The sequence below is a fragment of the Cellulophaga baltica genome, assembly GCF_900102165.1.
Lineage (GTDB): Bacteria > Bacteroidota > Bacteroidia > Flavobacteriales > Flavobacteriaceae > Cellulophaga > Cellulophaga baltica.
In genome coordinates this window covers 336,853-360,165 of sequence record NZ_FNBD01000003.1, presented here as the reverse complement: position 1 = coordinate 360,165, position 23,313 = coordinate 336,853, and the positions used below count along the sequence as shown (strand labels likewise).

Here is a 23,313-nt window from a genome sequence, read left to right as displayed (position 1 = left end):
GGCTAGAAAGTAGGTTAAAATCAGGGAGACCATCGATAAAATGCAGTACACCACATAAAAATAACAAGCCACAACAATAAATTCATCAACATATCAATTTATATCATATTTGTTATGCAGACCCTTTAGTTGCGCGTAAAAACGTGATTATTAGCAGATTTCAATCCATTTAAACGTGTATTGATCATTTATATACCAAACTAAATAACAAATGAAAACTTTGTTTCAAAAAAGATTATTCTACTTCATTCTATTTCTAGCTTTTTTCAGTATTTGTAATGCCGGCTATAGCCAAGTAGAAGTACCCTTTAGCCCCCGTTTACAAGATGGAGGTAATTCATACGTGAAAATAAAAGGGGATTATACCTTTTTAGCTAATAGTATTCTAAATAGAAGAGATAACTCCAACACGGCGAATGATCCATATAACGGAGGTTCAAACAATAACGGATTCCATAGAGAATATATCGATATTGATACTGATGCAAGTACATTTAGTTCTAGCAGCTCATCACTATCCTTACCAGATTGTTCAAAAATTTATTATGCTGGTTTGTATTGGTCTGCAAATTACGAACGTGAAGTCAAAAGCACAAGGTACTCATCATTACCAAATGATTCCAGAAGACTAGATTTTACAACGGTAAAATTAAAAGTACCCGGAGGTTCTTATATTGATATAGTTGCAGATACAAATGCAGATCCAGTAGGTGAAGAAGATGATGTAATTTATGACAATGTCAATTTCAATGATTCACCATACGTTTGTTACAAAAACGTAACAAATCAACTACAAGCTTTAGCAGATCCTACGGGTGAATATACCGTTGCAAACATCAGAGCAACAAGAGGTGTGAGTGTAGGAGGAGCAGGAGGTTGGACTTTAGTAATTATCTATGAAAACCCTACATTACCAGGTAGATATATATCTACTTTTGATGGGTATGCTGGCGTTCGCGGAAGTTCTACTGCAGATATAACCGTAAGCGGATTTAACACCATTCCTTCTGGAACCGTAAAAGCTAGATTAGGAGCAAGTGTTGTAGAAGGAGATAGAGGTATTACAGGAGATGCCTTTCAAATAGAAACGCCCTTAAGACCTGGATTTACAAACCTTTCAAATGCTGCTAATAGTTCTACAAATTTCTTTAATTCAAATATAACCATTGATGGCTCAAATGTTACCACAAGGAATATAGCGAGTACCAATACCTTAGGGTACGATGCTGATATATTTCAAATAAGTAATAACGGAAATACTGTAATTGCAAATGATGAAACCTCAGCAACGCTTAGGTTACGAACACAAGGAGATGCCTTTGGAGCATTTCTTGTAACCTTTGGTGTAGAGATCATTGAACCAGAAATTATTCTTGAAAAAAAGGTCACTAATTTATCAGAAACTGTAGATTTAACGGGATCCGGAGTAAATTTAGGAGACAACCTTAAGTATATATTATCCTTTGAAAATATAGGGAATGATGATGCTACAAACTATACCATTCGTGATGTTTTACCTCAAAATGTAACTTTAGATGAAGCAGCTTTGTCAAACTCTGGAAACCTACCTCTAGGAGTTACTTACATCTATGACGCTGCTACACGAACTATCGTTTTTACCATACCAAACAATTTAGTGATAGAAGGGGCTCCCGAAGCATCTATTCGTATGCAAGTTAAAGTAGCAGAAAACTGCTTCGATTTTGTAAATGCATGTACCAACCAAATTCAGAATTTAGCGTATTCTACCTATCAAGGTGTAGACAATAATAATGTAATTAGTGATGATCCAAGTGTTACAGATTTTGATGCTTGTGGTTTTACAACACCTGGAGCTACCAACTTTTTATTAGATGATTTATCTGATTGTGACTTTTCTAGAACGGTACAACTTTGTGGCGAAGACGTGTTACTAAGTGCCGGAGATAATTTTGATGATTACATTTGGTACCGAGATGTTAATGAAAATAATGTCATAGATTTAGGAGTAGATACCGTTTTAAATGATGGCAACCCAGATGGAGATTTAAGTACCTTAACCGTTACAGAACCAGGAATTTATATTGTAGATAAAATTGTTGCAGATCCTTGTAAAGGATTTCAAGAAATTATTACGGTAGAATTCTTTGGAACAACACAAACAAATCCAATCATTGACTTTTTTAATGATAGAAATAGCGATGCAGATATCACCAATGATATTCAAGGAGAAATTTTACGATGTTCCATTGATGGCGAATATTTAGCCAATATTTTCTTATGTGGCTCTACAGATACGGAGCTAATACAAGTCAACATTCCAGATGCGGTAAGTTTAGAATGGCAAGAATTAAATTCTAGTTGTACTTCTTCAGATCCTTCATGCCCTAATAAAGGAAATAGCTGTTATTCAACAGTTGCAACAGGAAATGCATTTACCTTAACAGATACAGGCGATTATAGATTAGTAATCAACTATTTAAATGGATGTTCTAGTCGCTATTATTTTAGTGCCTTTAAGAATGATTTACCAGTAACCACAACTTCAACCGATATTTTTTGTGATACGGACGGAAATATTACGGTGACTAACTTAGGTTCAGGATATGGTTTTGAATTAATCAATTTAGATACCAATAGTATACAAGTACCTTTTAGTGCTAATAATGGCAATAGCTTTGATATTGATGTAGCTGGTAATTATAGAGTGGACATCCGTCAATTAGATGCTTCAGGAAATCCAATTGCAAATTCTTGTGAGTTTCAATCGCAAGAAATAGGAATTAGAGACCGGGACTTTACAGTTAATTTATCTACCACACCAGAAAACTGTTATGTCTTAGGAACGATAACAATTCAAACCTTAAATGTAAGAGCTAATTATAGCTATGACTTAAGGTTTAATGATGGAACTACGCATCCTTATGGAACAGGAACACGTGTAAATCTTGTTACAGCACAGACCACCAATAATTACACCTTTAACAATTTAAATCCTGATGATTATACCGTAATTGTTACTACCCAAGATGGATGTACTGACACTCAAAATATTACGGTTACAGCGGTAGAAGATATTGCATTAGCTGCAGTAACAACACAAAATATAGGCTGTACCCCAGGAACTGTTCAACTTACGGCAACTGGTGGTTTCATAGATCCCGAATATACCTATGCGATATGGAGTAAAGATGGCACTGAACTTTATACGGACATTAGTGATATTCCTGCAAGTAATTTTCAAACAACAGATATTTTTGAATTTGGATATACCACAACAGGTGGTCCTACCGAGACTGACACAGATGCACCATATGTATATACCAAAGTCCCCAATGAAGATGGTGTGTATACATTCGTTGTTGTAGATGCAAATGGGTGTTATATAGAATCCAATAGCGTAACAGTAGAGGATCTTGGTAGCATGACCATTAGCATTACAGATGATTCTCCAGTAACCTGTAGCGGAAACAACGATGCGAGTATTACCATAAACACCACCAATGGCGTTGGTCCATTTGAATATAGTATTGATGGTGGAACATCAACTCAAGATACTCCAAACTTTGTTGGTTTAGGAGCGGGTACTTATGATGTTGTTGTTACAGATAGTTCTGGTTGTAATATAACTGAAACACATACCATAACAGAAACTGCAACCTTATCTGCTTCTGCAGGTGTTTCTAGAGACGTTACCTGTGATCCTGCAGGTGCAGAAGTACGTATTACCAATGTTGTTGGTGGTCAAGCGCCATACACCTATAGTTTTAATGGTGGAACAATTTTTGGAACGGCAAGTACTGCTATACTTCCTCCAGGAAACTATAATACCGTAGTGGTAAAAGATGCTCTTGGGTGCGAATTTGCAATGGATGTTTACGTAGAAGATTATCCTGTAGAACCTGTAATAACTCCAGTAGTAGATTACAATTGCGATGGTTCAGGAAACATAACTTTAAACTCAGATATTAGTACGTATAATTATACGTATGCTATAGATGGTGTGTTAAATACTCCAGATGCTGACTTAAATATTTTCTCAGATATAGCTGCAGGTACCTATACAATTACTACAAATTATACCTCTCAAACACCTCCAACACCAAGTTTATTATTGGTAGAAAATTTTGGCTCTGGTTCCACTACTTCTAGCACAAATACTGTTGGATATACGTATGAAGATCAAACGGGAAATGCACCAGGAGATAGTAATAGTAATATTGATGACTATGAATATACCGTAACAAGTCAGCTTGTTGCTCCTTACGGTACATGGATTAACCCAGTAGACCATACTACCGGTACCAGAACAGGTAATGGCCGTTATTTAGTTATTAATGTTGGTACACCAGCTACCGGACAAGTAATTTATACAAAAACCATAAATGATATTATTCCAAACCAACCTTTAAGAGTTTCGTTATGGATACTAAACCTCTTGAAAAGTACTAGTTCTGGATTGGATCCTAACTTAATAATTGAAGTACAAGAAACGGGCACAGGAACTCCTGTCCAAACCATATATACCGGAGATATCGCTAAAAATACCGGCGCGAGTGATTGGACTGAATTTTCAGTAGATTTAAACCCAGGTAGTAATACCACATTAGAATTTGTTATAAGAACAGATAAAGTGGGTAATGATGGTAATGATTTAGCTATTGATGATATAGAAATTTTTCAAATACCAGAGGTATGTGAATTGTTTGTAGAAAACTTAGTAACTGTTGAGGATGATAAAGCTTTTGAAGCAAATTACCTATCTTCTACCAACGTAACTTGTTTTGGAGATACCAATGGTACCATCACTTTTGAAGTAGCAAACTTTGATCCTACTACTGGATTTGAGTATACTACAGATGGTGTAAATTATACTACATCGTTAGTTTCTCCAGTAACCACACCACAAGTATTGGGTGCTGGTGTAGCCACTATTGATATTAGAAAAGTAGATGATGTTACGTGTGTTCAACAAATAACTAGAACAATTACGCAACCAACCGCTGTGAATACCACAGCTGTAGTGTCAAATCCTTTTACCTGCTTAAATACAGGAGCTACCATTTCTGCAAATGCAACAGGAGGTACTCCAACTTATGTATATCAATTAGAAGATACCGCAGGAACAATTATAGGAACCTATGATTATGCGACCAACGGTACTAATAAAATATTTACAAATGTTACCGCTGGTGATTATATAGTTAGAGCAAGAGACAATAGTGGTTGTGAAGATCCTATAAATACTGCTATTACGATTACAGCACCAACAGCATTAACATTTACAGCAGCTCCTTCTGTTTGTTATTCTGGAGCTAGTGACGGAACTATTACCGTAAATGCTTCCGGAGGTAATGGCGGTTTATTATTTAGTATTGACAACGGCCCGTTTGTAGCACCAACACCTACCACAGCCAGTTCATATGTATTTAACAACTTAGCTTCAGGAACGTATATCATCAATGTAAAAGATGAATTAGGGTGTACAACAACTCCTAAAAATATTACTATTGCCCCAGAATTAAGTGTTACAGCTTCGGCTAGTGCTATTACTACGTGTGCTTCAAGTACGGATGTTACTATTACCGCTACGGGTGGTGATGCTAATTATGTCTATGCTATTGTAACAGATGGGGTAACTCCTGTAGCTGGTGATTTTGCTGTAACTAATCCTATCGCTATTGCTGCAGCAGGTGATTATGATGTATATGTACGTGATCATGCAGGGGCAACGGGATTCTGTTTCGATATGTTTGATATTACCATCATCAAAAATGCACCTATTGCCATCACAGAAACACTAACAGATGTTACTTGTTTTGGTGGGAATGATGGTGCTATTGCTTTAGCAGTAACTGGTGGGAATGCACCATATCGTTATAGTATTGATAATGGAACTTCTTATCAAACGACATCTTCAAACTTTCCAAATTTAGCAGCTGGAACCTATCAAGTGTTAGTTCAAGATGCCGATTTATGTACACAACCCTTAAGTGTTGTAATAAACGAACCTAATGCAATTACTGCAGAAGCCGTTCAAACAAAAGACTATACCTGTTTACCTGTCGGTGAAGCAGAAATAACAGTAGGAAGCATAACCCCAACTACTGGTGGTTCTGGTGATTACCAATACAGTATTAATGGAGGAACTTGGACTGCTTCAACTACCGGTGGAACTGTATTTACAGGATTAACCGATGGAACTTATACCATTCGTGTAAGAGATGCAGCAGCAACTACCTGTGTTGTTACTTTAAGTGATGTTATTATTGATCCATTACCAATTGCACCAACATTAACAAGTAGTGTAACTTACAACTGTGAGGGAACAGGAAATATAACCATCAGTCCTTTTGATGCTTCTTATACCTATTCAATTGATGGAGCAACACCACAAACAGGAGCTACAGCAAATGTATTTAATACTATTGCAGCAGGAAACCATACCATTGAAGTAAACTACGGAAACGAGTGCACCACACAAATTATAGTGAATGTAGCTAGCGGTAGAGCTTTTACAGCTTCTATTTCTACACCCATAAATATTACTTGTTTTGGAGAAAGCAATGGAGGGTTTACTATTAATGCTTCTAATTTTGGAGCAGGTGGATTTGAATATTCTTTAGACGGTACCAATTTTTCAGGTCCGTTTACAAGCGCTGAAACCGTTACCGGTTTAACTGCTCAAAACTATTCAATTACCGTTAGAGATTTTAATAGTCCAACAACATGTACTATTCCTTTAACACAAGATCTTACACAGCCTAATGCGATTACAGCAACTGCTAGTATAACAACACTGTTTACTTGTGCTAATACGGGTGCAACAATTACAGCAGTAGCTAATGGAGGTACTCCAACATATACCTACCAATTAGAAACTAATTCAGGGTCAGTAGTTAGAGCATACCAACCTACAGCTACATTTAACAATGTACCTGCCAATGCAAGTGGTGAAAATTATGTGGTACGTATCTTAGATAGTAAAAATTGTACCAATGTAACCTTACCAGCAGTAACCGTAGATGCTCCAGAAGTACCTACGTTTACCGCAACTCCTACAGCTTGTTATTCAGGAGCTAATGACGGTACCATACAAGTAGATATCACCTCTATACCTGGGAATGAAAATTTCCAATTCAGTATCAATGGTGGCACATGGATTACTCCTTCTCCAGTGAGTGCAACAACCTATACCTTTACAGGTCTAGCGAATGGATCATATACCATTGATGTAAAAGATGGTTATGGTTGTGATGCCTTACAAGAAACAGTGGTATTGAGTCCACAATTAGTAGTAACCACCACTGTTGTAGATGTTAGTTCATGTAATGATGGTAGTATTACGGTAAATGCTACGGGTGGGAATGGAACATTAGTATACGCTATCGTTCCTGCCAATACTGATCCTACTGGATTATATACAACATCAAATAGCTTAACGGTAACCAATGCTATGGCAACGGCTAATCCTGCTGGTTATGATGTGTATGTGCTTGATAATAATGGTGTGAGTTCTTTATGTTCGTATACGGAAGAAGATATCATCGTCAATACGGCAGCCACATTAACTATTTCCGGAACGCCAACAGATCCTGAATGTTATGATGGTTTAGGTTCTATTGATGCTCTTGCTGCTGGTGGAAACATGCCATATACCTATGCCTTAACAGATTTATCTCCGGCAGATGGTATTGATTACAGTGTAAGTTATTCGAACATCAACTCAACAACAAATGCTTTTAATGGAATTGGTGCTGGTGATTATGAAATCACGATAACCGATGTTAATGGATGTGCTGTTACTTCAACCACAATAACCATTAATAATGCAGTTGAAATTACGGCTGATATTGCGCCTTTATTACCTGTAAATTGTGATGATCCAGATCCTTTATTATATGGATTTGAATTTATAAATGTAGTTACTCCAACTGGTACAATAGAATATAGCGCTGATGGTGGTACAACTTGGCAGAACTCCAACGAATTAAGAGGTTACCCTTCTGGAACTGCAGTTAATCCATCTATTCGTGTTACCCTAGCAAGTGGTACAATTTGTCAAAAAGATTTTGATAGATATATTATTCCTTATCCTTTAGATAGCTTAGATATTACCTTATTTCCACAAATACTAGATTGTAATGATTTACAGGTTACTGTTAGAGGTAGTAATGGAGATGATACAAACGGATATAGATATACATATACAGATGATCCTGCTAATTTTGGAACATCCACACCTGTATGGACTGCAAGGATTCCTGCAGGAACATCTCATACATTTGCTAATATTGATCCTGCAACACCTCAACTTCCTGGATTACCTTTATTAGTACCAGGTAGAACCTATGTGTTCTACGTTGAAGATACTGCTGGTTGTATTAGACAAAGTAATGTTAATGTTAATGATGTTGTTACAAATATTCCAATTGAAATTACTACTGAAGTAATACCAAGTTGTTTTAATACTACTCCAGGTGTTGGCAATGGTGAAATAACATTTATTCTTAACCCAAGTGCATCAAGTACACAAATGCGATGGGAAGTGTACCAATTAGGAAATTCAAGTCCTATTGCGGTTAGTGGTGCTATTGTTCCTTCCCCCGCTAGTAATGTCCCTTATAACAATACTATTACCGTTCCTGGTTTAGCCGAAGGAGAATATTATATAGAAGTTTGGCAAACAGATGGAACCACAGATTCTTGTAGAGGTGGTAGTGAAAATGTTTTAATAGATCAACTTAGAGAATTAACTGCAACCGCTGCGCCAACAAGAGATATTTCTTGTAATTTACCTGGTTTAATTACGGTAAGTAACATTCCTGGAGGCGGTGGAGCTCCGTACACTTTTGATGTAACTGGTCCTGCTGGATTTACAGCAGTAACTGGCTTAACAAGTAATCCAATACAAATACCTGTAAATTCTCCTGCTGGAGATTATACTGTAACCTTAAATGATCAGTATGGATGTCCAGTAACACTAGCTCCTGTTACCTTAGGATTATCTCCTAATCCAACAATTGCAGTAACACAAGATAATTGTGCTGCTCCAATAAGCCTTACAGCTACAGGGACTTCAGCCGCTGGAAATTTACGTTATGCTATTGTTGCTGCAGGTGATCCTATGCCAACAAACTATTTAGATAATAATGGTTTATTTACCAATGTTACTCCTGGAACCTATGATGTTTATGTAATTGATGGTAATGGTTGTACCGCAGTAGAGCCTGCCTATATTGTAAACCCTGTGTTATCGGCGAAAGCAGAATTAACTAAATTACTAGATTGTACCGGCACGCCTGATGCAACTATTACGATAGAAGCCTTAACAGGTTCAGGAAATTATGACTATTCCATTTCAGGTGCGGCAACAGTTACGCAAACCACTTTAACAAGTCCGTTTGCTTACGATGCCTCTGTAGCTGGTGATTATGTAATTACTATTTATGATACCGCAACGCCTAATAGTACTAATTGTAATAGAGTGTTTACAGTAAACGTTCCTGTTAGAGTGGAACCAGTAATCAGTGCAACAGCTGCTACACCAATAACGTGTATTGGTGATAATGATGGTACTATAACCATTACCGCAGTAGATAATGGAACAGGTCCTTATACTTTTGAAATTACCTCTTTAGATGGTGTTGCAACAAGTATTGCACCAACAAGCTTTACGAATACCACTGCAGAATTTACAGGACTTGTGCCAACAACAACTGCAGATGGGTACGTGGTAACCGTTACAGGTGATGCTACGACAAATGCTTGTACAACAGATAGCGCTGCCATATTAATTGCAGAACCTGCAGCCGTGGTCGTAACTATTGATCCATTGGTAGATGTAGTACAGTTTACCTGTACACCAAGTACAAATACCGAGAACAATGCAAGTATTACAGTAAATTCAGTAACTGGTGGTTCCAACAGTTTTGTACGCTACGTATTTGTAAATAATGCCACTCCTGGTACTCCAGTTCAAGACGGTAGTAATGCATCTTATGTTGAAACCAATAGAGCAGGAGGTACCTATACCATTTCTGTTTACGATGATAACGGATGTATTGGAACTGCAACAGCAACTATTGATGCTTTTGATGAGTTATTAACTGCTGATGCTATTATTTCTAGCGCTATTACGTGTAGTCCTGGAAATGATGGAGAAGTAACTATTAATGTTACCTCAACCACCAATGACGTTTCTAAATTTGAATATAGTATAGACAATGGTGCCACATGGCAAACGAGTCTTTCTCACACCAATCCAGAAATATTTACAGGATTAGGCGTGGGTACGCATAACTTCTTAGTAAGACATACGGATACCGATTGTGAACTATTTACATCCATAAATATTACAGATCCAAATACATTTACCATAGCTACTCCGGTAACTACAGATGTAATATGTATAGGAACTGCAACAGGAACTGCAACGTTTACAGTCGCTGATGCTACGTACACTGGTACTTATTCTTGGGAAGTATTTGATGATAATGATACCCCTACAAACTATTTAGATGATACCTCTGTGCAAACAGGTACTTCTGCAGATTTCACAGCAACAGCTTTACTTGCTGGTGGATACTATGTAACCTTCTCTCAAGATGGCGTGCCTACTTGTGATAATAGAGAGCCATTTAGTATTGCAGAACCTACAAATGCTTTAGCGGCAGGTACTCCTATTGCATCGCCTATTACTTGTGTTCCAGGTAGCGATGGTAGTATTGAAATAGTTAATGTTACTGGCGGATGGGGTGGCTATGCATACTATGTAAGTACTACAGCCAATCCAGATCCAACAGATGCAAGCAACTATGTGGCTACTCCTAAGTTTGAAAACTTAACAGCAGGTTCTTATGAAATTTGGGTGATTGATAGTCGTGGTTGTTCTTTACAATTAGCAGACATCACTTTAAGTGTACCAACTGCGATTACGGCAGACCTGCAATTAAACAATGAAAACTGTTCTAATTTTGAAGGAGAAGTACAAGTAATTAACCAAGCAGGTGGTCAAGGAACTAACTATAGCTACCAATTACAACGTTTTGATGGTACTGCTTATGTAAACGTAAGACCTATACAAACTACAGCTACCTTTAGCAACTTAGGAGCTGGAGAATATCAAGTAATCGTTAGTGATCAATGGGGTTGTTTTGCTCCAACTGCAAATGCTATTACGTTATACGAAGAAATGGTGCCTTTAGCTACTATTGTTAAAGCTATCGATTGTACGGTAGATCCTGGTGGACAAATCACCATATCACAAACAGGAGGTAACGGACCTTTTAACTACACAGGAACATTCCCTGACGGAACGCCCTTAACAGCAAATACAGACGGAATCTTCTCTGCTCTAACACAGAACGGAACGTATTCTTTCACTATAACAGATGCAACATTATGTTCTGTAGCTATTAGTCAAACACTAGAAGCTGCCGTTATTCCTGCAACACCAACTATTGATGCCTTTACCAATGTAACGTGTTTCAATGCAGCAGATGGAACCATCTCTGTAAGTATCTTGGCGAATGGTTTTGATCCGTATACTTTCCAAATTACAAGTATGGACGGTGCCGTAGCCACGATTAATCCAACAAGCACAACTAATACAAGTGCTGTATTTACAGGATTAGCAAATACTACAGGAACAGGATATGAAATTACGGTGACAGGTACCAATAGCTGTACAACGACAATTACACAAACCATAGCACAACCTGCGGCTGCATTAACTGCTGGAACTCCAACAGTATCTCAGTTTAATTGTACTACTGGAAACACAACGAACTATGCAACTATAGATCTTACCGGATTAGTAACTGGTGGTTCTGGTAACTATGTACGTTACGTTTTTGTAAATGATGCTACTCCTGGTACACCAGTACAAGATGGCAGCAACGCAAATTATATAGAAACCAACTTAGCAGGTGGTACGTATACCATAACGGTGTATGATGATATGGGTTGTTCAGATATAACCACAGCAACGATCACTCCTTTTGTAGGAATAAGTACGCCTACAGTAGTTATAGATAATACCGTAACCTGTAACGGTAATGATGAAGATATTACAGTAGGTGTCACCATCACACCAGCAACTGCATTACCTAATTTAACTTATGTGGTTACTAGTGCTAACGGATATACTCAAACTAGAAACACAACGAATAGTTCAGAATCGTTTGTTGGATTAGGAATAGGAAACTATACCATTACAGTTACCAATAATGATACAGGATGTTTTGTAAGCACAACACATAGTGTAAAAGATCCTAAAGTTATAGAAATAACTGCGGTAAAAGTTACCGATGAAACCTGTATCAATGATGGTATAAATGGTGGTAGCTTTAACGTTACTATAGCCAACTATACAGGAGGCTATGATTACCAAGTATTCTTAAGTAATGGCACTGCATATTCTGGAATTTTATCAGGAAATACAGGTACCGCACTTGTTATTGATGATTTACCAGGAGGTAGTTATTATGTACAGATTACAGAAACAGATGCTACAAGTACCTTATGTGCTGATAATTCTAACGTAGTTACAATCAACGCACCTGAATTTCCTATTACAGCAGTAGTTAGTGAACAAGCTAATGTAAGTTGTGATAATGATAGGGGTAGTATTTTAGTAGATCCTTCAGGAGGAAAAGGGCCTTATACAATTACGATAGCTTCTGCTACACAAACATTTACACAAGTAGGTGTACAGGCGTATATCTTCACAGGCTTATCTGCTGGCAATTTTGCAATTACTATTACCGATGCCCTGGGTTGTGTTAATGATACCTATTCTCAAACACTAGTGCAACCAGCACCATTAGTAGCAGCCATTTCTGCAGATATTGCTTTGGAGTGTTATGGTGATGATACTGGTTTTGTAACTGCTACAGTTACTTCTGGCGGACTTGGAACTTTACAATATCGATTAAATACTTACGATCCAACAGGAACTGTAATTGTAACGACTTCTGCAGCGCAGACGTCAAATACCTTCTTAGGATTATTCTCAGGATTGTACAGCATATCTGTTTTTGATACAGTAAGATGTTTTACGGAAACACCTATTGCAACCATTACAGATCCTGTAGATGTTTTTGGTTCATTGACCATGACACAATCTATCACATGTGTAGATGATTTAGAATTATTATTAACAGCAAATGGAGGAACTGCACCGTACAGTTTTAGTACAGATGGTACCACGTTTACTGCTTTTAATAATGGTAATGAACATATTTTTAATGCCCTACCTTCTGGTAACGCAGGTGCAGGAACGTATAGATACTATGTACAAGATTCATTTAACTGTACTTCTACACTTTCTAATGAAATACAAGCAGATCCTGTAGCACCAATTACTATAACTGTAGATGAAACTGCTGCAACAATTAGTTGTAACGGTGATAGTTCTGCACAGTTAATTGCTAGAGCAAGTGGTGGATTAGGAAATTATTTCTATGAATTATTAGATACCCCGGCAAGTACCACACCACTGCAAGGACCTAATACTAATGGAATCTTTAGAAACTTAGCCGCTGGGAATTACTACATTAAAGTAACTAGTGAAGATTGTGAAGAAACCACCACGGTAATTACTATAGCAGAACCAACGCCTTTAGTATATACAGATGATTATACTGCGGTAATTTGCGCGGGAGATACGAACGGATATATTAATGTTTCGTTAGCGGGCGGATCTGGTGATTATATCTATGCTATTTCTCCAAACTTAGCACAGTTTGATACTATCAATTCATTCACAGATCTAGCGCCAGGTACCTATACGGTTATTGCGCAAGACAAAAACGGTTGTTTTGTACAAACAGAGTATACTATTACTGCGGCAACACCGATAGTGATAGATGCTACCCCTACAGGAGAAACTTGTTTAGGTAGTGATGACGGTACCATAGATTTAATTCTTTCAGGTGGTACTGCTCCGTATAGTACACGATTAGAAAATACAAGCTATGTTGCAGATATGATCAGATATACTGATTTACCTTCTGGAATACATACCGTGTATGTCCTAGATGATTTAGGTTGTGAAACAAGTATTGAGGTGACAATTGCCGAAGGTGTAAACCTAAAAGCAACCGTACTTCCTGTATATGAATGTACTGGAGATACTCCAACTAATTATTTAGCAGTAACGCATGAAGATACAAGTGTAGAAGGTTTAGCCTTATATCAATTAGATGATGAAAATTCTGCTGATGTACGTCTAGAGCCTAATTTCACAAATATTGCGCCTGGAACACATACGTTGATTATCTCTTTAAATGGTTGTATAGAAATAATACCATTTACGATAGCAGATTTTGATCCGCTAGTATTGAGCTTAGAAAATAATAATATCAATGAAATTACAGCAATTGCTGCTGGTGGAGATGGTAATTATACTTTCTATTTTGGTGATAAAAACAATGAAGAAGACAATACAATGTACATCAATGAATCAGGTACATACACTGTAACTGTTGTAGATGGTAATGGTTGTGAGGCCATTGCAAGCATTGAAATGGAATTCATAGATATTGAAGTTCCAAACTTCTTTACACCAAATAATGATTTACAAAATGATACCTGGATTCCTGAAAATTTAGAAGGCTTCCCTAATATACTAATGATCATTTTTGACCGTTATGGTAGAGAGGTTTATAGAATGGGTGCAAACGACCCAGGATGGGATGGCCTTTACCAAAACACTGAGCTCCCAACAGGTGATTATTGGTACATAATAAAGTTACAAGGTGAAAACGATGAAAGAGAATTTGTCGGACATTTTACCCTGTATAGATAAAAAATTAACCTACAAGTGCAATGAAAAAAATTGGAATTACTTTAGTGCTCTGTTTGTGCAGTTTATTTGCAAAAAGCCAAGAGTTAAACTCACCTCAACTCTCGCAGTATTTAGCAGACAATCCGTTTGTGCTATCACCTACCTATGCAGGTATTGGTGATCACGTAAAAATACGTATCAACGGACTTACACAGTGGGTGGGTATTGAAGATGCCCCAGATACACAATCTTTAGCAGCAGATATGCGTATTGGTAATAGATCTGGTGTAGGTATCTTTTTATACAACGATAGAAATGGTTATACCAAACAACAGGGGGCACGACTTTCTTTTGCGCACCATTTAACCTTAGACAGGTATGATGATGAATTTTTATCCTTCGGTTTATCCTATAACTTTAATCAATTTAGAATAGACATTCAAGAATTTGTTAACGCTGGTGGAGATCCTGGTGTTACAGATGATAGATCTACAGCAAACCATAACTTTGATGTTGGGGTGTTGTATAGAAAAGATAAATTCTATGCTAGTTTAAATGCATCTAACATTTTAGATAAAGATTTATCTGGGTTTAATATTAACTATGAGCCAAATCGTTTAAGAAATTATTATTTATATACAGGCTATAGATATAAGAAAAGTAAGAATAGTGATCTTGAAATAGAACCTTCTATTTTATATAAAATGTTTGAAAGTGATGGCCGTTCTGAAACGGATATGAACTTAAAATTTAGATTTTATCAATATGAAGATTACTACTATGCAGGAATCAACTATCGTTTTTTAAATGACCAGATTGGTAAACCTTTATACATAGCTCCTATTGTGGGTCTTAAAAAGAACAATTTATACTTTGGATATTCTTACCAAATACAATTAAATGAAATAACGAATTATAGTACCGGTACGCACGTAGTTACTTTAGGAGTAGATTTATTCCAAGGATTGAGTAATTGTAGATGTACATATTAACATGCTAAAACCTTATTTTTAGAACTACAAGTTTTAAATTTACCAAAAATTATACAGACAGGTGGGTAAAATAAGTGTTAGTAATATTAGAGTGTACGCCTATCACGGGTGTTTAAAAGAAGAAAGTATCAATGGTAGTGATTATCGGGTAGATGTAGAAGTAGAAGCAGATTTAGCGAAAGCAGCACTTTCAGATCATTTAAAAGATACGGTAGATTATGTGTTGATTAATTATATTGTTAAAGAAGAAATGGCCATAAAGTCAAAACTTTTAGAACATGTAGCCAAACGTATTCTAGATCGAATTTTTAAAGAATGTAGTACAGTAGATTCTGGTAATGTTACGGTATCTAAAATTAACCCTCCAATTAACGGAGATGTTGAAATGGTTTCGATAAACTTACAATTAAGTCGATGAACTACACTCTTAACCGATAGGATTACGCATTAAATATTCAGACATTTGTACCACAGATATGGCATTGTGGTCGAATTGGATAGACAAAGTTCCGCAAGAACTTTCATAGTGGTTCGAGTCCACTCGATGCCTCAAAAAAGAACGCTGAAATAGGTTTATTTAGCCTTATGTTCACTCCATAAAAGCGAAAAAGAAAGCTCTAAATTTTTTCAAAGAAAGATTTAGAGCTTTTTTGTACTAAAAAAAGAATAAACATTGTAATAATTAATTTCTATTGTCATTAATTTTTGTAAATTTGCAATCCTAAATTGGCATTGTGGCCGAGTGGCTAGGCAGAGCTCTGCAAAAGCTTGTACAGCGGTTCGAATCCGCTCGATGCCTCTTCAAAATCCTCTTCTTTCATTAGAAGAGGATTTTTTGTTTTATAAATAGTGTACTTCCCTAAGTCAAAAATATCTTTTTTATAGAGCACAACTTCCCTGATATTCCATAAAAGAAAGAGAACAATAAGGTAACAAAACCTTTTGAAGCTTACTAATACTAAAGAAACTTCTACATATTACAAATTTTTTAATTCTGCCTTCAAATTTTTTATCGCAGTTGTTTCAAATTGTGCTTTAAAGAAATCAGTTTTATAAATAGCCTCTAAATTCAACATATTCATCAATACTTTTTTTCTTCCTTTGCGATACATAAAATCGGGATAGATATAATATTCCTTTCGGATAGCTTTGGCATAAGTAAGATAATTATCAGGCTTTTCTCCTAGCACAGCCAAATCTAAATCTAATAGAATATTAGTATCATTATCATCAGATAGCAAATGCTCTTTCGTAGCTTCAATAAGATCCATAACCTCCGTAATAGCCTCAAAAGATGTTTTTGAAATCATTTTTTTAAAATACAAGGCACTTTGATGTTCATTATCACTTCTGGTAGTACTATAAATACTATCATGATAATAAATAGCAAATAACATGGCATCTAAATTTTTTACTTCAGATTTTACGGTAGCTAAGCAACGAAACATGTATGCCAAATGTTCTAGATTGTGATAATGTCTAGAAGCAGCACTGTATTTAAGTTTGAGTGCTGCCCAACAGGTTTTGGCATAAGACTCATCATCCGTATAGCATTTCATCAAATTAAAAAAATCATCTTCCATCCTACCTTATTTTTACGATACTATAAGTTGCTATCTTTTCTACCACCAATCCACCTAAAATATCCCTCAGTACACATTTTAAGTCGCTCTAAGCAACTTTTAGAATTAATCTTACTCAGTAGCTGATTCTATTTTAGTAAATAAATCAAAGCTACTTAAATAGATTATAGATGTATATGCGCTGCTTTTATCTCCTCATAGATACGCTGGGTATATACCGTAGCACAATTCTCTGCAATACCATAGGTGATGATGGCCCCAGCAAACAATTCTAACTCCGTTTTATTTTTACCAGAATGTACATCTAATTGTAAAGAAGTGGGGGTTGTTGGTGGAAAAGTAGCTGCCTTTTCAAAAACTTTCTGAATAATATCAGCTGCTAGAAAAATATCTTTTTTAGCAGCAATAGCCTTTATTTCTTGCATAATTTGGGTAGCTTCTTTTTTCTGAGAAGCCTCAGTACATACTGCACCAATAGAAGAATTGTGTTTAGCAGATACCAAACCAAAACTAGCGATAAAGATAAATTTTGACCAGATAGCACTCAGCGCATTCTCTTTTAATTCAAAATCGATAGTACTTTGTTCACATACAGCTAATACCCAATCTAAATTTACGGACATATGTGCGGCATCTTTACCAAAAATTAATTTTCCAGCGGCACCTTTATGGGCAACAATACCTTTTTCTTTGATATGTGAAGCCACATACACGCAAGAAGGTAAAATAGTATTGTTTGGTAGTAGTGCCCGGATACGATCATAAATATCTGCACCATTCATCATGGGTAGTAAAATAGTGTTGGGCGTAATAACTGTAGAGAGCTGTCTACAAACATTCTCCAAATCATATTCTTTAACGCAGATCAATAGTAAATCAGGATCTTTAATATCTGAAATATGTTCATAAACAGCATCAGGGCGCGTAATAGGTTGTGCATGTTCTGGAGAAAGTAAAGTAAGTCCGTGTTCTTTTACAGTGGTATATGTAGTTCCTCTAGCTACAAATGATACTTTATGTTGTTTATTTATTTCATTAGCCCGATTAATTTTAAATCCAAAATAACCACCAACCCCACCAAGACCAATAATAACTATATGCTTTGTATTCATTTTATTTTTTTTACAAAGATGGATAGGCATTGTTCTTTAGTCACTTGATAAATGACAAGAAATTACATTTTACTAATTTCTTTCCTAATTCTACTTAAACTACTATCTGTAATGCCTAAATAAGAAGCTATAATTTTAAGCGGTACATGCTGAAAAATATGTGGTTGTACTTTTAAAAGATTTAGATACCGTGTTTCTGCTTTCTGACTGGCCATTTCAATTAATCTATCGTTTAATTTATAGTAATTTATAACAAACAATAGTCTACTGAATTCTCTAAATTCTGTGATGTTATGAAAATTAGCCTGTACGTTATCAAAATTAGTTTCCCAAAAAGTACAATCTGTTAATGTTTGATATACTTCTTTGGTAGGTTGTTTTTTAAAGAAAGACAGGAAGTCATTTACAAAACAAGGAGCTGTATAAATATTGGTAGTTACCTCCTCATTATCTTCATTTAAAATATACGAACGTACATATCCCTGTTCTAAAAAATAGGTTTTCGTACTGATGGTATCTTTATCTAATAAAACGGTATTTTTTTCTAAAGTAAAAGGGCAGAAGGTTGCTGTAATTTTTTCTACAACGGGTTCCGGTATGGGAAATAACGAATGGAAATAGGTATTAATATTGGATTTATCCATAGGCTTATTGGTCTGAAATACTCCTCTAGGTTGGTTGTTAATAACTACACTAAAAGTCTATAGTAGTTATTTTTGTTCTGCTTCACGTATTAACTCTATACCTTCTTGAAAGTTTAATTTGTCTTTAGGTAAAAAGCCTTTTGTAATTAATACTAGGCCACAGATAATTAAAATAATTCCTAAGAGTTTCTTTACTAAAAAAATACGTTTTGGAGTAAGTTTCTTACGTAACTGCTTTGCTAATAACATTTTAAAGAGGTCTGTAACAAAATAAGCCCCTATCATAGAACCAAAAAATACCAATATACGATCGCTGTTATTATCTAAACTAGGCCCAACAATGATGATGATCCCTAACCAAAATACAAGAACACCAATATTGATAAAATTAAGAAGAAAGCCTTTTACAAATAAACTCAGATAATCACCGCTGGTAACTTTGACATCCTCATTTCTAAGTTTTACTTGTTTGGTTTTAAAAGTGATAATACCATAAACCAATAATATGACACCACCAAAAACATAGAGTCCTGGCTGATTGCTTAAATTTTCTAGCAATTGAAAGCTACTAAAATAAGCTGCTGTTATAAATATAATATCAGCTAAAATAACGCCTAAATCAAATATTAGGGCAGCTCTAAAACCTTTTGTTGCACTCGTTTCAAGGAGTACAAAAAAAACAGGGCCAATCATAAAGCTTAAAAAAAAACCTAATGGGATGGCTGCCTGTATATCTTCGATCATAAATATCTACATTCTTTTTATGGTTCCTCCAAAAACAGTTTTCTCTTCCATTTTCTTAGGATTCCCATAAACTAAAACTTCTCCTCCTGCTTTTACACTTGCTTTCACATAGTTAACCGCATAAATTTCTGCTTTAGAACCTGCATTTACATTTACGGTAGTAAAATTTGTTTTAAAAGCTTTTCCTTGATAAATACCACCGGTATTGATCATTACATCCTGATTATCAGAAAAACCTGTTGTGGTAATAATACCGCCCGTAACTGTTTTAATTAGCAACTGTTCTACTTGTGTGTTAATCACTAGCTCACCACCTTCTTGAGCTTTAAGCTCTAGTAAATCTTGCTTTATAGCTTCTTTACTGGTAATACGCGCATCTTCATTAACATCAAGAGTAATTAATTCTTCTGTGTAATACAAATCTACGAAAGTTCTATAACCGCTGAAAATTTTACCAATTTCCATTCGTAATTTTAATACACCATCATTATTAATAATTGCTACTTTAGTGGTATTTGCACCCGTTATCACGGCTTTATTAACACTAGACTTTATTAAATTAATAGATAAACCGTCAAAAGCTTTGACGGTTGTAAATTTATCAAGATTTTGAGTAACCTTCTCGTTTTGTGCATGCCCATTAATTAGTGCAAACACTAAGAAAATTACTATAAAATATTGTTTCATTTTTGTTGTTTTTAGGTACTACTAACTAATACTAAACAAATTCTATTCCAAAATGTAAAACCTGACTATTCTGCTTTACCAATCAATGTAAAATCAAGATGTCTTTTTACAAGATCTGTGTTCTTAACCATCACTTTAACTTCGTCTCCTAATTGGTATACAGTCTTGGTACGTTCTCCAATAATAGCATATTCTTTTTCGTCAAAATTATAATAATCGCCTTTTATATCACTGATACGAACCATTCCTTCGCATTTGTTTTCTATAATCTCTACATAGATGCCCCATTCGGTAACTCCAGAAATAACGCCAATAAATTCACGATCTTGATGATCTTCCATGAATTTAATCTGCATGTACTTAATAGAATCACGTTCTGCACTAGCGGCTAAGCCTTCCATATCTGAAGAATGTTTACATTTTTCTTCGTACACTTCTTTTTTAGCGGTAGCACCATTATCTAAATAATGTTGTAACAATCGGTGCACCATAACATCTGGATACCTACGAATTGGTGAGGTAAAATGCGTATAATAATCAAAAGCTAAACCATAGTGACCAATATTGTCTGTGGTATAAATAGCCTTACTCATGGTACGTATGGCAAGGGTATCTACCATATTTTGTTCCCCTTTACCTTTAACATCTTCTAAAAGCTGGTTCAAAGAACTACTTATCGTTTTTTTACTTTTAAAATCAAGCTTGTGGCCAAAACGAGAAATAATCCCATTTAATGCCATAAGTTTCTCTTCATTAGGTTCATCATGAACCCGATATACAAAAGTTTTTTCAGGTTTTTGTTTCCCTATAAACTCTGCTACTTTTCTATTGGCTAAAAGCATAAACTCTTCAATAAGTTTATTAGCATCTTTTGCTTCTTTAAAATAAACACTTTCTGGTTCTCCCTCTGGTGTTAAATTAAAACGTACTTCTACTTTATCAAAAGAAATAGCTCCTGCCGTCATTCTACGAGAACGCATAATTTTTGCAAGTTCATCTAATTTTAAAGTAGCATTTACAACAGCTTCAGAAACTTCATAAGCAGCACCTCTAATAGAAATATCTTCAGGAATGCTTTGTACTTTATTTTCAATAATGTGTTGTGCTTCTTCATAAGCAAAACGCTCATCAGAATTAATAACTGTTCTACCAAACCATTGGTCTATTACATGTGCTTTTTTATCAATCTCAAATATGGCAGAGAAGGTATATTTGTCTTCATGCGGACGTAATGAACACGCATTGTTAGATAAAACTTCTGGTAACATAGGTACTACTCTGTCTACCAAATATACCGAAGTTGCTCTTTCATATGCTTCATCATCCATGACCGTATCTGGTGTTAGATAATGAGATACATCTGCAATATGAATACCTATCTCATAATTTCCATTTTCTAGAACTTCAAAAGATAAAGCATCATCAAAATCTTTAGCATCTCGCGGATCAATGGTAAAGGTTAGCGTATCACGCATATCTCTACGTTTTGCAATTTCTTCTGGTTTTATAGAAGTATCTAGATCATTTGCAAATTGTTCTACTTCTACAGGAAATTCATACGGTAAACCATATTCTGCTAAAATAGAATGTATTTCTGTATTGTGTTCTCCTGGTTTTCCTAATACTTGTGTAATAGTACCATAAGGAGAATCGCCTTTATCTGGCCATTCGTTATATTCTACAATAACCTTATCACCATCTTGAGCATTGTTTATTTTGTCTTTTGGTATAAAGAAATCGGTATACATTCTAAAATCGCCGATACGTACAAAAGCAAATGACTTTTGCATATCTACAATCCCTACAAAACTAGTTTTATAGCGTTTTACAATTTTAGTAACTTCTCCTTCTAATTTCTTCCCTTTTCTACGCGGATAGATGTAAATTTCTACCGTATCCTTGTGAAAAGCTCTGTTTATTTTGTTTACGGGAACAAAAACATCATCATCCATACCTTCAATTATGATGTAGGCATTTCCTCTTCCTGTAATATCAACAGTACCAGTATGATATGTTTTTGTATTCTCTATAGCCTTGTATTTTCCTGGAGAGGTTTCTACAATTCTACGTTTCTCTTTAAGTTGTACTAATCTCTTTATTAAGTCATTACGGTCATTGGCTTCACTAATGTGTATCTTAGCAGCAATCTCTTTGTAATTAAAACTTTTATTAGGTTCCTTTTCTAGGACAGTGAAAATACCTCTTGTAATTTCATTCTTTTTCTGTCCTGAAGACCTTTTCTTTTTCTTCGACATTCAATTCTTTAATTTATCGGAAAATTACAAATTATAATCCATAGGTAGCATTAAGCATTTGTAAAGTCACTTTTTTAAATCTTCTTAGTTATAAACATATATAATATATATACTTTTTCTTTTTTTTAAAATTTAAATAAAATGGTGATTATTATAGTCTGTTAATAACCGATATAAATTTAATTAAGTTTACTTGTTTTGCGTTTATAAATAACTTTATTGACAATTTATACAATTGATTACAATTTTAGAATCAGTTGTTTAAATAGGTTATTAACTAATCTTAATAACTTCTGTGAACATAAAATTATTGATAAGTAGGTGTAAATTTATTGTTAACTACTCGGTTTGAAGTTGTGATATCTTTCAAGTAGATTTTTAGAAGTTTATCGTTGAAATACCAATAACTTTTGTAAACCAGAATTACTATTTAATATCAAAATTTACTAGTTAGTTTTTTTAAGTAGTTTATCAACAATTCTATATAATTACTAAAGGGCTAAGTAACAGCATCTTTTCCTTTTGG

At 35.3% G+C, this 23,313-nt stretch carries 9 protein-coding genes and 1 tRNA gene; 4 read left to right on the top strand and 6 right to left on the bottom strand.

What is annotated here, in order from left to right:
* Positions 1–211: 211 nt before the first annotated feature.
* The 4 genes from BLQ19_RS07265 (at position 212) to BLQ19_RS07250 (ending at position 16,561) form a co-directional block, all read left to right on the top strand.
* Complete coding sequence (locus BLQ19_RS07265) at positions 212–14,791, top strand: T9SS type B sorting domain-containing protein (protein ID WP_074537879.1); 14,580 nt, start codon at positions 212–214, stop codon at positions 14,789–14,791.
* Between the two features lie 20 nt (positions 14,792–14,811).
* The gene (locus BLQ19_RS07260; protein ID WP_024482347.1) at positions 14,812–15,762 is read left to right on the top strand and encodes a PorP/SprF family type IX secretion system membrane protein; all 951 of its coding nucleotides are present in this window, start codon (positions 14,812–14,814) and stop codon (positions 15,760–15,762) included.
* 61 nt (positions 15,763–15,823) lie between these two features.
* Positions 15,824–16,180 (top strand): dihydroneopterin aldolase, encoded by a 357-nt coding sequence (gene folB, locus BLQ19_RS07255; protein WP_029447486.1) that lies wholly within the window; start codon positions 15,824–15,826, stop codon positions 16,178–16,180.
* Between the two features lie 310 nt (positions 16,181–16,490).
* Positions 16,491–16,561: transfer RNA gene (locus BLQ19_RS07250), tRNA-Cys, on the top strand.
* Between the two features lie 178 nt (positions 16,562–16,739).
* On the opposite strand, the gene BLQ19_RS07245 is transcribed toward BLQ19_RS07250, so the two are convergent.
* The 6 genes from BLQ19_RS07245 to rnr all read right to left on the bottom strand — a co-directional run bounded on the left by BLQ19_RS07245 (position 16,740) and on the right by rnr (position 22,787).
* Positions 16,740–17,345 (bottom strand): HD domain-containing protein, encoded by a 606-nt coding sequence (locus tag BLQ19_RS07245; RefSeq protein ID WP_074537878.1) that lies wholly within the window; start codon positions 17,343–17,345, stop codon positions 16,740–16,742.
* Between the two features lie 164 nt (positions 17,346–17,509).
* Positions 17,510–18,457, bottom strand: a complete 948-nt coding sequence (locus BLQ19_RS07240; protein ID WP_074537877.1) for a ketopantoate reductase family protein — start codon at positions 18,455–18,457, stop codon at positions 17,510–17,512.
* A 62-nt stretch (positions 18,458–18,519) separates the two neighbouring features.
* Positions 18,520–19,101 (bottom strand): Crp/Fnr family transcriptional regulator, encoded by a 582-nt coding sequence (locus tag BLQ19_RS07235; protein ID WP_029450405.1) that lies wholly within the window; start codon positions 19,099–19,101, stop codon positions 18,520–18,522.
* 66 nt (positions 19,102–19,167) lie between these two features.
* The gene (locus BLQ19_RS07230) at positions 19,168–19,845 is read right to left on the bottom strand and encodes a LysE family translocator (RefSeq protein WP_024482352.1); all 678 of its coding nucleotides are present in this window, start codon (positions 19,843–19,845) and stop codon (positions 19,168–19,170) included.
* A gap of 6 nt (positions 19,846–19,851) precedes the next feature.
* The gene (locus tag BLQ19_RS07225) at positions 19,852–20,532 is read right to left on the bottom strand and encodes a head GIN domain-containing protein (RefSeq protein ID WP_029447490.1); all 681 of its coding nucleotides are present in this window, start codon (positions 20,530–20,532) and stop codon (positions 19,852–19,854) included.
* A gap of 65 nt (positions 20,533–20,597) precedes the next feature.
* Positions 20,598–22,787: a ribonuclease R gene (rnr, locus tag BLQ19_RS07220; protein ID WP_074537876.1), complete on the bottom strand. Its 2,190-nt coding sequence runs from the start codon at positions 22,785–22,787 to the stop codon at positions 20,598–20,600.
* Positions 22,788–23,313: the final 526 nt, after the last annotated feature.

Coding starts and splice junctions, on each gene's coding strand:
- BLQ19_RS07265 (WP_074537879.1), top strand. CDS start 212: ATGAAAACTTTGTTTCAAAAAAGATTATTCTACTTCATTCTATTTCTA.
- BLQ19_RS07260 (WP_024482347.1), top strand. CDS start 14,812: ATGAAAAAAATTGGAATTACTTTAGTGCTCTGTTTGTGCAGTTTATTT.
- BLQ19_RS07245 (WP_074537878.1), bottom strand. CDS start 17,345: ATGGAAGATGATTTTTTTAATTTGATGAAATGCTATACGGATGATGAG.
- BLQ19_RS07240 (WP_074537877.1), bottom strand. CDS start 18,457: ATGAATACAAAGCATATAGTTATTATTGGTCTTGGTGGGGTTGGTGGT.
- BLQ19_RS07235 (WP_029450405.1), bottom strand. CDS start 19,101: ATGGATAAATCCAATATTAATACCTATTTCCATTCGTTATTTCCCATA.
- BLQ19_RS07230 (WP_024482352.1), bottom strand. CDS start 19,845: ATGATCGAAGATATACAGGCAGCCATCCCATTAGGTTTTTTTTTAAGC.
- BLQ19_RS07225 (WP_029447490.1), bottom strand. CDS start 20,532: ATGAAACAATATTTTATAGTAATTTTCTTAGTGTTTGCACTAATTAAT.
- rnr (WP_074537876.1), bottom strand. CDS start 22,787: ATGTCGAAGAAAAAGAAAAGGTCTTCAGGACAGAAAAAGAATGAAATT.